The sequence below is a fragment of the Bacteroides sp. GM023 genome (genome assembly GCF_014750685.1).
Taxonomy (GTDB): Bacteria; Bacteroidota; Bacteroidia; order Bacteroidales; family Bacteroidaceae; genus Bacteroides.
Genome location: NZ_JAAXGE010000001.1, coordinates 279,270 through 293,028, shown reverse-complemented (window position 1 = coordinate 293,028; position 13,759 = coordinate 279,270). Strand labels below are relative to the sequence as shown.

The 13,759-nt window shown below is 38.3% G+C and carries 9 protein-coding genes; 2 read left to right on the top strand and 7 right to left on the bottom strand.

The features are described from left to right. Positions 1 to 138: 138 nt before the first annotated feature. A complete protein-coding gene (locus tag HC965_RS01025) occupies positions 139 to 4,077 on the top strand; it encodes a two-component regulator propeller domain-containing protein (RefSeq protein WP_191029682.1) in 3,939 nt (1,312 codons plus the stop codon). A 62-nt stretch (positions 4,078 to 4,139) separates the two neighbouring features. On the opposite strand, the gene fsa is transcribed toward HC965_RS01025, so the two are convergent. The 3 genes from fsa to gpmA all read right to left on the bottom strand — a co-directional run bounded on the left by fsa (position 4,140) and on the right by gpmA (position 6,690). Continuing rightward, positions 4,140 to 4,796: a fructose-6-phosphate aldolase gene (gene fsa / locus HC965_RS01020; protein ID WP_191029681.1), complete on the bottom strand. Its 657-nt coding sequence runs from the start codon at positions 4,794 to 4,796 to the stop codon at positions 4,140 to 4,142. Between the two features lie 67 nt (positions 4,797 to 4,863). Further along, positions 4,864 to 5,916, bottom strand: a complete 1,053-nt coding sequence (locus HC965_RS01015; protein ID WP_191029680.1) for a class I fructose-bisphosphate aldolase — start codon at positions 5,914 to 5,916, stop codon at positions 4,864 to 4,866. Positions 5,917 to 5,943: 27 nt separating this feature from the next. Further along, positions 5,944 to 6,690 carry a 2,3-diphosphoglycerate-dependent phosphoglycerate mutase gene (gene gpmA, locus HC965_RS01010; RefSeq protein WP_191029679.1) on the bottom strand — a complete coding sequence of 249 codons (747 nt, stop codon included), beginning with the start codon at positions 6,688 to 6,690 and terminating at the stop codon, positions 5,944 to 5,946. Between the two features lie 233 nt (positions 6,691 to 6,923). On the opposite strand from gpmA, the gene HC965_RS01005 reads away from it, so the two are divergent. Next, positions 6,924 to 7,748 carry a glycosyltransferase family A protein gene (locus HC965_RS01005; protein WP_191029678.1) on the top strand — a complete coding sequence of 275 codons (825 nt, stop codon included), beginning with the start codon at positions 6,924 to 6,926 and terminating at the stop codon, positions 7,746 to 7,748. A 13-nt stretch (positions 7,749 to 7,761) separates the two neighbouring features. On the opposite strand, the gene HC965_RS01000 is transcribed toward HC965_RS01005, so the two are convergent. Genes HC965_RS01000 through HC965_RS00985 form a run of 4 tightly spaced genes read right to left on the bottom strand, consistent with a single transcriptional unit; the run spans position 7,762 to position 13,652 of the window. Continuing rightward, the gene (locus HC965_RS01000) at positions 7,762 to 9,075 is read right to left on the bottom strand and encodes an HlyD family secretion protein (protein ID WP_191029677.1); all 1,314 of its coding nucleotides are present in this window, start codon (positions 9,073 to 9,075) and stop codon (positions 7,762 to 7,764) included. Between the two features lies 1 nt (position 9,076). After that, entirely contained in the window at positions 9,077 to 11,302 is a 2,226-nt protein-coding gene (locus HC965_RS00995; protein ID WP_191029676.1) for a peptidase domain-containing ABC transporter, read from the bottom strand. Positions 11,303 to 11,319: 17 nt separating this feature from the next. Continuing rightward, a complete protein-coding gene (locus HC965_RS00990) occupies positions 11,320 to 12,255 on the bottom strand; it encodes a glycosyltransferase family 2 protein (protein WP_191029675.1) in 936 nt (311 codons plus the stop codon). Positions 12,256 to 12,266: 11 nt separating this feature from the next. Beyond that, positions 12,267 to 13,652: a retropepsin-like aspartic protease gene (locus tag HC965_RS00985; RefSeq protein WP_191029674.1), complete on the bottom strand. Its 1,386-nt coding sequence runs from the start codon at positions 13,650 to 13,652 to the stop codon at positions 12,267 to 12,269. Positions 13,653 to 13,759: the final 107 nt, after the last annotated feature.

The window sequence follows — 13,759 nt, the reverse complement described above, 5'->3', positions numbered from 1 at the left end:
CACGTTATTTTTTACAAAGAAAAGAATTTTCTTTTAATTATTATCCTCTTATTCAAAGGAATACAAAATAAGACAGTAGTTTTAACAAATATTCATCTGAATATATTATCTTTGTTTCAGTTTAACTGACCTAATCCCATGAGAATAAGAATCCTTGTCCTGTTATGTATAACATTTATCATACAGTTTGCCGGTATACTCCCCCTGCAGGCCGGTCACTATTACTACAAACAAATCTCCCTGAAAGACGGATTGCCCTCCACCGTACGGTGCATCCTGGCGGATGAACAGGGTTTTATATGGATAGGTACCCGGTCGGGATTGGGAAGATATGACGGACACGAACTAAAGAAATACATTCATCAGACAGATAATCCCCACTCCCTTCCTCATAACCTAATCAACCAAATCACGGAAGACAAGCAGAATAACATATGGATTCTGACTGAAAAAGGACTGGCATGCTATCAGCGCCAAAGTGATGATTTCTATCTCCCCACGGATGAAAAGGGGAATCATATCATCGTGTATTCCACCTGCCTGACCGATGATGGAGTCCTGTTCGGTTCTCAAAACAAAGTGTATTTTTATAGCTATCAGGATTCCTCTCTCCGTCTCTTACAGAAGTTAGATAAAGAACCTAATTTTAATATTACATTATTAAGTTTGTGGGATGAACATACGCTCCTTTGTTGCAGCCGGTGGCAGGGTTTACTTCTGCTGGATTTGAATACCGGACAGCACCGCCTTCCCCCTTTCGATTGCGGAAAGGAGATTATGAATATGCTTATCGACTCGCAAAACAGGATTTGGATTGCCCCCTACAATGCAGGAATAAGTTGTTTTACTCACGACGGAAAACGATTGGCATCCTACACCACCCATAATTCCGCTTTAAGTAATAATGTAGTACTAAGCCTTGCCGAACGGGAAGGACAGATATGGATTGGAACAGACGGTGGCGGTATCAATATCCTTGAACCTGAAACAGGGCATCTCTCTTTATTGGAACACGTTCCCGGAAGCGACAACTACTCACTTCCCGCTAATTCCATCCTTTGCCTGTACAACGACCGGAACAATAATATGTGGGCGGGAAGCATCCGTAATGGCTTAATCAGCATCCGGGAAGTTTCCATGAAAACTTATACGGATGTATTGCCGGGCAGCGACCGGGGATTAAGTAACAACACCGTTCTAAGTCTCTATCAGGAAGCGGACGACCGAGTATGGATAGGTACAGACGGCGGCGGTATCAATCTCTTCAATCCCCACACGGAGAAATTCACCCACTACCCTACCACATGGGAAGATAAGGTAGCGTCTATCAGCCCCTTTACTTCCGGCAACCTGCTGCTTTCTATTTTCTCCCAAGGCGTATTTGTCTTCAATCCGGCAACCGGCAAGAAAACTCCGTTCATTATAATAGATACTGAAACATCTACGCGTCTCGGAAGCCGGGGAAAAACGGTGAACCTATTTCAAAATACTCCTCACAGCGTGTTGCTACTCGGAGACCATGTCTATCAGTACAACCTGAAAGAACAGACTTTCAGTGTTGCGACCGAACAGCAGGGATTGGATATTATCGGTGCCACCTTACCGATAACCAATCACCAAAACTATACGTATCTGAACGACACGAAACATATTTTCAGCCTGGACAACCGGACTAACCGACTGGAAACATTGTACCAATGTGGTAAAGACACGCTAATCAACTCTGTTTCATTGGACGAATACGGCAGTTTTTGGATAGGCAACAATTATGGATTGATACATTACAACCCCGTTACCAAAGTACAGACTCCGATACCGACTTCTCTTTTTACGGAAGTCACCCTGCTAGTATGCGACCAACAGGGAAAAGTTTGGATAGGTACGGACAATATGCTTTTCGCCTGGCTAATCAATGAGAAAAAATTCGTTCTATTCGGCGAATCGGACGGAGCCATCCAAAATGAATATTTGTCCAAGCCCCGTTTATTAAGTTCGCAGGGAAACATCTACATGGGTGGTGTGAAAGGGTTACTACACATCAACAGCAACCTGCCTTTAGCCACCAGCGAGTTTCCCAAACTACAATTATCGGATGTTGTCATCAACGGAGAATCTGTCAATAATGAGATAGATGGTGATCCGGCAGGTATTTCCGCTCCCTGGAACAGCAATATCACGATTCGAATCATGTCAAGGGAAGAAGATATTTTCCGTCAGAAAATGTACCGCTATCAGATAGAAGGGCTGAACGACCAACAGATTGAATCTTACAGTCCCGAACTGGCCATACGTTCACTTCCGCCGGGAAGTTATAAAATAATGGCTTCGTGCACGGCAAAAGACGGTAGTTGGATTCCCAGCCAGCAGGTATTGGAGCTAACAATTCTTCCTCCCTGGTACCGGACATGGTGGTTCATCCTTAGTTGCGCGGTTTTCATCACTGCCGCCATCATCGAAACTTTCCGAAGAACGCTGAAACGCAAAGAAGAAAAGCTGAAGTGGGCTATGAAGGAGCACGAACAACAGGTGTATGAAGAAAAAGTACGTTTCCTTATTAATATAAGCCATGAACTGCGTACCCCGCTGACATTGATACATGCTCCACTTAGCCGGATATTGAAATCGCTGTCTCCCGAAGAGACACAATACCTGCCTATAAAAGCTATTTACAGGCAATCGCAGCGAATGAAGAACTTGATAAATATGGTGCTCGATGTACGCAAGATGGAAGTCGGCGAAAGTAAATTGCAGATACAGCCGCACTTCCTCAATAAATGGATTGAGCACGTATCACAGGACTTTACCAGTGAAGGGGAAGCAAAGAATGTACGCATCCGCTATCAGCTCGACCCGCAAATAGAAACAGTAAGTTTCGATAAGGACAAATGCGAGATTATCTTGAGTAATCTGCTTATCAATGCACTGAAGCATAGTCCGCAGGACACAGAAATAACGATTACTTCGGAGCTTCTTGCGAATGAAGGCAGCGTACGTATTTCTATCATTGACCAGGGAAGCGGTCTGCAACAAGTAAATACACAAAGACTTTTCACCCGTTTCTATCAAGGCACAGGAGAACAGAGCGGAACCGGTATCGGTCTGTCGTATTCAAAGATTTTGGTGGAGCTGCACGGTGGCTCTATCGGTGCACGTGACAATCAGGAAGCAGGTGCTACCTTCTTCTTTGAACTGCCGTTGAAACAAAAATCGGAAGAGATTATCTGCCAACCCAAAGCATATCTGAACGAATTAATGAGTGACGACAGCAACGAGCAAATACCCAATAATGATGATTTCGACACAAGTCCATATACTATCCTGGTAGTAGATGATAATTCTGACTTGACGGATTTCCTGAAAAAGTCACTAGGAGAGTATTTCAAACGGGTAATCATTGCTTCGGACGGTGTGGAAGCGTTACAACTTATCAAGAGCCATACCCCGGATATTATTGTCAGCGACGTGATGATGCCACGGATGAACGGATATGAACTTTGTAAAAACATCAAGGAAGATATTACCATCAGCCACATTCCTATCATTTTGCTGACGGCAAGAGATGATAAACAAAGCCAGTTGAGCGGTTACAAGAATGGAGCAGACGCCTATCTGACAAAGCCTTTTGAGATAGAAATGCTGATGGAAATTATCCGCAACCGACTAAAGAATCGGGAGTCTACCAAGAAAAGATATCTGAACGCAGGATTAATCCCCGCACCGGAAGAGAGTACGTTCAGCCAGGCAGACGAAACATTCCTGTTGAAATTGAATCAGATTATTCAGGAAAACCTGGATAGCAGTGATTTAGATGTTACTTTCATCTGCAAAGAGATAGGAATGAGCCGTGCTTCACTCTATAACAAGCTGAAAGCCCTGACAGATATGGGAGCCAATGATTATATCAATAAGTTCCGGATGGAAAAAGCAATCGTACTCATCACCGGAACAGAAATGACGTTTACCGAAATTGCCGAGAAAGTGGGATTCACCACTTCACGCTACTTCAGTACCGCTTTCAAGCAATATACCGGAGAAACGCCCACGCAATATAAAGAGAAGCGAAAAGAAAAAAGGTGAACATCCTGTAGATATACTACATGGATGTCCACCCACACTATATAATTGCATCTCACTTAAATTCAGCCATTCACTTTCTTGTAGTCTTCAAGGAACGTCTTCAATCCCGAATCGGTCAACGGATGTTTGAGCAATCCTTTGATGGCACTCAACGGACAAGTAGCCACGTCTGCTCCCACTTCCACACATTCGATGATATGTTTGGTATTACGGATAGAGGCGGCCAGTACCTGCGTCTTGTAATCATAGGTACGATACATACGTACAATATCGCCAACAAGTCCTACTCCATCTTCGCAAATATCATCCAAACGTCCCACAAAAGGTGAAACATAAGTAGCTCCGGCTTTAGCGGCCAGCAATGCCTGTCCTACGGAAAAGACCAATGTACAGTTTGTACGAATCTTTTTCTCCTTAAAATGCTTGATAGCTTTGATACCATCGGCAATACAAGGCACTTTCACTACGATATGCGGATTGAGTGCAGCAAGTTCTTCGCCTTCACGGATCATACCTTCATAGTCGGTCGCTATCACTTCGGCACTCACATCACCATTGACAATCTTACATATCTTGATATAATGTTCACGCTGGTTTTGCGTACCCTTGATACCTTCTTTCGCCATCAGCGAAGGATTGGTTGTCACTCCGTCAAGTACTCCGAGGTCATACGCCTCTTGAATCTGCTCCAAATTGGCTGTGTCAATAAAAAACTTCATATTTCTAATTTTTAATGGTTAACTATCTAATAGTCAAAGATAAGAATTAATTTCCATTCTTCCGGGATTAAGCAATTGTTATTTCCGGGTCAAGATATACATCCTGAATGGTATTCAGCAATTCTACACCTTCATTCATCGGTTTTTGGAACGCTTTACGTCCGCTAATCAATCCCATACCACCGGCACGCTTATTGACAACAGCAGTAATAACAGCATCACGCAAATCTGATTCTCCATGAGATTCTCCGCCGGAGTTAATCAATCCTACACGTCCCATATATCCGTTGGCTACCTGATAGCGGCAAAGATCAATCGGATGGTCTGAACTTAATTCGGTGTACATACGTTCGTCAACCTTACCGAAGCCGATAGCTTTAAAGCCACCATTGTTAGTAGGAAGTTTCTGTTTCACAATATCCGCTTTGATAGTGACACCCAAACGGTCGGCCTGTCCGGTGAGGTCGGCAGCAGAGTGATAATCCACAGCACCTTTCTTGAAGTCATTATTACGCAGATAGCACCAAAGTATGGTTGCCATACCAAGTTCGTGCGCATATTCAAAAGCCTCGGCAATCTCTACCAACTGGCGACGGCTCTGTTCCGAACCGAAATAGATAGTTGCGCCTACGGCAACAGCTCCCATATTCCAGGCTTCCTTGACAGTACCAAACATCACCTGATCGAAACTATTCGGGTAAGAAAGCAATTCATTATGGTTCAATTTTACAATGAAAGGTATTTTATGGGCATATTTACGTGCTACGGAGCCCAGAATACCGAATGTAGAAGCTACACCGTTGCAACCTCCTTCAATAGCAAGTTTCACAATATTCTCCGGGTCGAAATAAATCGGGTTCGGAGCGAACGATGCTCCGGCGGTATGTTCAATATCCTGATCGACAGGAAGTATGGATACATAACCGGTATTTGCCAGGCGTCCATGTCCCAGCAGAGATTGCAGATTATTCAAGACTCTTATATTTCGGTCTGAATCAATCCATATCTTATCTATCGTATCGGGTGACGGGATATGAATCAGTGACTTATCGATGGTTTCGCAAGTATGGTCCAGGTAATAACCGGCTTTATCTCTTAGTAATTCAACTATTTTACTCATAACTTTAATTTTTAATGTGTAATTATTCTATTTTTTCTTTCCCTGATTTGCTACTGCATCCATCAGCTTCTTGATTTCTTCCGGGTTTCCGAGGAAATAATCATTAGCTACATTCAGGTTTTCATCAAACTCGAATACGTAGGGTACAGCAGTAGGCAGGTTCAGTTTTATGATATCTTCATCCGAAATATTCTTCAGATGTTTGATAATACCTCTCAAACTATTGCCATGAGCCACTACTAATAAAGTATTTGCTGTTTTCAAATTCGGAAATATATCCGATTCCCAATAAGGCATAATACGTTCGATGGTATCTTTTAATGATTCGGTGCGGGGTAGTTCGGCATCGGGTACTTCGTGGTAGCGATAATCAAAGCGCGGATTTCGCAAGTCTGTCTCCGAAAGCGGATTGGGGGCTATATCGTAGCTGCGACGCCAGATGAGCACTTGTTCTTCACCATATTTTTCGGCGGTTTCCGCTTTATTCAATCCCTGCAAGTCACCATAATGCTTTTCATTCAGGCGCCAGTTTTTCTCGACTGGTATCCAGTCCAAGTCCATCTTGTCAAGCACACAGTTCAGTGTCTTTACAGCTCTTTTCAGATAAGAGGTATATGCTTTATCGAAATTGAATCCATATTCTTTCAGCGTCACACCGGCTTTCTCGGCTTCGGCAACTCCTTTTTCTGTCAGATCGACATCCGTCCAGCCCGTAAAACGGTTTTCCTTGTTCCAAGCACTTTCTCCATGACGAAGCAATACTATCTTTTTCATTCTTATAAATCTCCTTTCTTCTTTTTATATATACAACATTTTGTTTCTTCACAAAGTTCACTAGAAAATAAATAGTTATCAATACCCACAAATAATGATTCTTTCGATAAAAATTATACCTTTGTAAGAATAAGTGCCTTGTTTCAATAGTTATTAAGGAACTATCAAGGATATCTAAAATTTATAGCAGCAAAGCACTATACATGAATAAAAACAAATATTGAAAAAACATCATGGAAGTAACAGTTTTATTAGTTGTTCATAATTGCGAAATGTACGTTGTAGAATGTATCCAAAGTATTTTATGTCAGTCATATAAAGAATTTGAATTATTAATCGTTAACGATGGATCCACAGACAATACCTCTACTAAAATAAAGCTGTTCAAAGATCAACGCATCCGCTTAATAGACAATCCTCATAACGATTATATCACTTCATTGAATATGGGACTAAAAGAAGCTAAAGGAAAATATATCGCTCGGATAGACGGCGACGATTTGATGCTACCGAAGAGGTTGGAAAAACAAGTAAAAGTCATGAATAATCAGATAGAGATTGTTGTATGCTCTTCCTGGCTTCAACGTTTCGGTTTGTCCGATGAGGTTATGGAAAACTATTCCGGTCTTGTAGATCATCCTCTAATCGAGATGCTAAAATATAATATTATAGCCCATCCTACAGTAATGTTAAGAAAATCCTTTTTAGAGGAGCACAATCTATCATACAAGAACTATAAGTATGCAGAAGATTACAAATTATGGATTGACATAGCAATCTGTGGAGGGAAAATATGGGTTATACCCGAAATATTACTCAAATACAGATGTTCATCCGATCAGATTTCTTACCAGAAGCAGGAGCAGCAGTCAGAAACAACTTTTCTAGTTCAGAATGAAATACTAAACTATTTAATAGAGTATTATTCCCATAATGATGAATCCATAGTTTATCTATATGAACAGTTACTTTCATTTAATGAGAGGGATGAACTTTCCGCCAATCTTATTTTAAACGTGTTTTACGAGATTTTTTGTAGAAAAAGTTTAAATCATTGACCATTCATAAACTCTAATTACTTATGTTTTCGACTATTATTTTTCTAAGAGGAAGCATGATACGCTGAAAAAGAGACAGATCTTCCGCTACAATTTCCGCCTTTCCCTTCATTTCCGGATAATAAGGAAGTTCCTTTTTATAACTTGTCATTAAACCGTCAGGTAAAGAAATCTCAACGACATAGGCAGTTGTATTATCTGAAACAGACGGCAATAAAGAAATATTTTCTACAACCCCTTTTATAACTCCAAATTCATTATCCGGAAAATTTTCACAATGCAAATTGACCTTCTGATTAACCTTAACTTTACCTGATCTTGTCATTGGCAAGAACGCTTTTACTATGGGGATATTATTAACTGGTATGATATTAAAGACATCTTCTCCTACAATAACATTTTGATGTTCAGACCAATAGTTGTTAAATGAAACTTTCCCACAAACAGGAGATTTCAGCACATAATTCATTTCCCATGTTTGAATCTCTGCTGAAAGTTCAAGAGCTTGATTCTTTATTTGTTCCAAATAAGTATTTTCTTTCTCTATAAAATCATTTTCCATATCGATGAGCAACCCCTGTATCTCTGTCATAGATATCCTAATGTTATCAATATCGGTATTAGTCGTAAGCAGATTTAAGCGTGCGTTGAGATAATCGACTTTAGTATCTTCCAAATTAAATTCAGAAATAACTCCCTTTGCGTAATAGAGTGTCGAATCTCTTTTGAATTGTTTTCTTTTTAAAAGAAACTGTTCGCTTTTGGCTGATAACTGCTTCTGCAAATCACTATAATAATTTGTATTATATAAGATACGGTCTTTTAAGATTTGAATCTTTTTCTTGTGATAATTATTATTTTCAAATTGTTGATAGTTATACAGAGCCTGATAAAATGACAGATAGGTAGTCTGCAAATCTCCAAGTTCAAGTTTCTTAATAGGAAGTTCAAAAGACATAGTATCTTTTTTCAATAAATCCGCAATAAAGGATTTAACGTAATATACATCTTTTTCTTTTGCAGAGTTCTCGATAATAGCCAAATAGTCGTTTTCGGACACATTCTGATTATCAACGACATATAACTTCGTTAATAACCCCGACTGCTTCGCCTTCACTCTTGCCGGTGGGTTTACTCCGGTGATTATAAACGGAGCAGAAATAGTATCCGGATATTTAAATACAATCGAACCGACAATGAATAACATCACTATGAACAGAATAAGGTATATTCCCCAACGGAGTATCCAACCAGGCGTTTTTATAAAGATATGATTGATATCTTCATCCCGCAATTCTACATCCTCTTGAATATCATTCTCCTTCATATCAGGCATCTAATTCTAACTGGTTTTTAATCAAATTATAATACTCTCCTTTCTTCTCAATCAATTCTCTATGATTGCCTTCCTCTATGATTCCTCCCTTATCAAGTACGATGATATTATCAGCAAACTTAACAGTACTCAGTCGATGGGCTATTATGACAACAGTCTTGTTTTCAAAGACTTGATTGAGATTGTTTATAATTGTTTTTTCATTGATAGAATCCAAAGAATTGGTAGCTTCATCAAGAAACATAAAATCCGGATTCTTATAAATAGCCCTTGCTATAAGCAATCGCTGTCTTTGTCCCTGACTGACTCCCGAACCTTCCATTCCTATTTTAGTATTGTATTTTAAAGGCAATGAATCTATAAAGTCTTTTATATTGGCAAGTTGCGCCGCATGTACCAATCTCTTTTTATCAATATTTTCCTCTCCAGGGGCTATATTATAAGCTATTGTATCTGAGAACAGAGTACTTTCCTGCAATACGGCACCAACTTTACGTCTCCACAAATGCGGATTTATCGAGTCCAGCAAAATATCTCCTATTGTTATTTCCCCTTTCTGAATCGTATAAAATCCAAGTAACAGCTTCACGATGGTAGTTTTACCACTTCCACTCACTCCAACAATGGCAGTCACCTTATTATGTGGAATTTTCAATGACAAATTATCAAGTACATAATCTCTTTCAGAGCCACTATAACTGAATGATACGTTTTTGAAGCAAATATCCCTGCATACCGGAAGTTCCGCCAGTTTATCTGATATGTTTTCCTCTTCATCCTCCTTGTTGTGAATTTCATTCAATCTTTCCAGGCTTATTTTTGCATCTTGAAGCGAATGAGTCAGTCCTAAAAATTGCCCGATAGGACCTGACAATTGCCCAATGATGTAACTAATAGCCATCATCATTCCCAATGTTATTTCACCATTGACGACCAGCTTTGCGGAAATATAGGAAATAGAGACATATGTTATCTGCGAAAAAAACAAAGAGCCCACCGTTTGTATCTGTCCTAATGTCACTCCTTGCACTCCAATCTTAAATAGTTTTATTTGAATTCTCTCCCATTTCCAACGTTGTTGATGTTCACAGTTATTGAGTTTTATGTCCTGCATACAAGTAATGAGTCCAAATAAGTTCCCCTGTTCAGCAGAAGCTTGGGCAAATCTGCGATAATCTAATTTACGCCTATATCTCATAAACAATAATATCCATACTACATAAAAGATATTGCCAATCAAAAAGACCGTTAGAATCTCCATATTGTAGTAAGCCATAATTCCTCCAAAAATAAAAAAATTAGCAAGCGAGAAGAAAGTTGTCAGAGATGAACCAGTAAGAAAGTCTTCAATCCTATCGTGGTCGCCTATACGTTGTAATATATCTCCTATGTTTTTGGTGTCAAAAAAACGCAAGGGTAATTTCATCAGCTTACTTAGGAAATCAGAAATGAGCGAGATATTGATTTGCGCATTAACATATAGCGAGATCCACGATTGGATAAATCCCACCAACATAGAAGTAACACAAATGATAACTTGTGCAATCAGTATCAATGTGATAAAGTCCAAATCGTTATTACCAATCCCCTGGTCTACAATTGATTGTGTTAAAAAAGGAGCTATTAAAGATAGAATAGTACCGATCAGCATTCCTGCCATTAATTGAAGGAATTGTGCTTTATGAGGTACTAAATAGCTAAAAAAATATCGAAATCCCTTAACTCTCTTATCATCATCAAATTCATATTCATAAAACTCAGGGCTGGGAGTCAACAACAATGCAGTGCCAGTTTCTTTACCATTTACCTTGGTACTAATCCAACATCTTTTGAACTCTGTTTCGTCCATCTCATATTTCTCTCCCATAGGGTCTGCAATCTTAATCTTATATTGATAACGACCCGAGAAAAGAGACTTTTTTCTCTTGATACCATAACATACTACAAAATGGTTCTGATTCCAATGCAGAACACAAGGCAAAGGAGCTTCTTTTACAAGACGTCCAAAATCACTCCGCACATACATTGTCCGAAATCCAATATGTTCTGCCGCATCACTAATACCAAGCATGGATACTCCCAAACGTGTAATGAAACATTGTTCTCTTAGAAACTGCAAACTGAAGTTGCGGCCGTAAAATTTAGCAATCATACGCAGGCAAGTAGGACCGCAATCCATTAAATCCAGTTGGGTATAATGAGGAAATATATTTTTCATAGATACGCTGTTTTATATCAAACTTTATTCATGAAACGGTCATTGATTGCTACAAGATATTCAATAGAATTTGGAAAGATTGACTTGTAATGGCATTTACGACCTAGTATATAGTCTTCTTCACTCTCCACCAACTCATTCATGACTTCTGTTACAAAGATTGAGCCGCGTTCCGCTCTATATTTTCGTAAAATAGCTAACTTCATTTCAAATCCGAAAAACAGTTCTGCTACGAATAATATATTCTTAAAAAAATCCTTTGGACGGTTTTCATAAGGCACAGGCATTGCCTCCCTGAAAATATGCCCGAATGTGATGTCCTTCAATAAACGGCATCTTCCGCCATCCAACCAAACTTTTATACTGATAAGTTGCTCATCCAGCCCATAAGACTTCAATCCATTCAGTCCTTCAAGATGTAACCAATACTCTTTATTACAAGCATAAGAAGCCCCCATCACACAAGGAACATCAATAATTCTGTCGTCAGATTTATCATCTTTATCTGTCAGCCATGGAGCATTCAAATCAAGAAAATCAAAGCGGGAAGCATATCCTAAATTATCAGCATTTGGCACTCCCTCTTTATCAAGACTTAAAGTAGATGCACAAAACAGACATTTCCGATCATTATCAAGTTCTCTAGCCAATATTTCCATCCAATTTCTTTGATAAACCCGCATGTGGGCATCCAAAAACAAGAAATAGTCCGTATTGCATTTACTTACGCCTTCATCTCTTGATGCAGCAACTCCCATTCTTTTTGAATGTTCAATATATTGAGTTCCAAAATCTTCTGCAACTTTTTTATAATCGTATCCATCGGTAGAACAATCATTAATAAGAATTATCTTAAAACATTGATCTGAATTCTCACGAAGACTTTTCACAGTATTACGAACTTCCTCCTTTTCATTTAAGAAAGGAATAATTACAGTTAGTTTTGCTTCCATATTTTCATTATTTATTCAATAGCTTCAATACGCATATTATCTAAATCCAATAATACTCTTTTTCCGATTCGTTTGAAAAAATCGTAACCTATTATTCCATCAAGATATTTCCATGGTTGTAAGGTATATATTTTTACGGAATTCTCCGTAGGAGAAAGCATTGGTTTGTTATTAAATTCTAGTATAGGATTACAGACGACTTTGTATGAGTCATCATTCCATAACCGATGAGCCATCATTATATAATATGGTTCCGTCTTCACAATAGTAGTTGGTATATTGTCACGATATTTTTTATAGAACAAAGTATCAATTGTGATATAGTTGTCAAAACCTGTGTCAAGCATACCAATGAAGTCTTTTTCATTTAGTTTTAAATGCGTATACAAATAAGATGTATAAATGAACAAATTAGATTCTATCAAAGAACTCAAATGATAGTCAGTAATAGGAAAAGAAAGCTTTTGATTCTCATAATCTATTAGGAATTTTCCAATTAATTTCATTATTGGTAATCCGATAGCTGAGCTAACCGTATTCGTATATATGGAATCTATTTGGGCAACATCTTCTTTTCTATTTTTTATAGAATCAGGAAGAAATACAGTAATATCATGTTCAAAAATAGTGGTAGGTACATTATAAACGATTATATTTCCTATTTCAATAGAATCAACAACTGTTTGTTTCATAAGTACTTCAGTATCATTAATCACCCCTTTACTCATCTCGAAAACAGCGCATTCCAATCCAAGGTCATCAGCTTTTTTTCTGTTCATTATATAATGAAAAGTACATCCTGTGTCAATAAGTGTCTTTTGCGCTATTCCATTTATTCTCGTATCTACAATTAATCGTGCTTCATTAGTATCTAAATTCACAAAATCATTCACACCCCTCCGCTTTATTTTTATTGGAAGTTGATTTATTAATTGTTTCAAATAATCCACGCGAGTTATGTTTCCATTCCTCCATAAAGTAAGTTCTTTCTCATCCAAGTTATAAGGGTTATCTATTAAATGTTGTACCATACGTTTATAAGTATATACACTTTTTTCATAAGTTCTTAAACTAACAGCATATATATCAAATAATCTAGCATAAGCAAACATCGTATTATCTCCAAACATATCTGGATAATCAATCAACATTTTTTCCATATAAATAGCCGCACTATCATCTTTATTCATAAACTGTGCCATTTGAAACTTATAGAATAAATCCATATCCGGACTTATCACATCGCATATCTCTTTATATAGTTTTCTCGATTCAAAGTATTTTCCTTCATTCAACAAGGTATTAAGTTCTTGTGATTTATCCTCCTGTCCATACAAAATGTATGGAAAAAAAATGAGAACAAAGTTCGCTACCAAGTAAAGTTTATTATCTTTCATATTTGTAGAGTGCTTTCGGCATTCAAATGGATATAACTATTTGAATACCTGTATTATTCCGAAATTATTTCAAATACGTATTTGGTATCCAAAAACAAAAAGATACC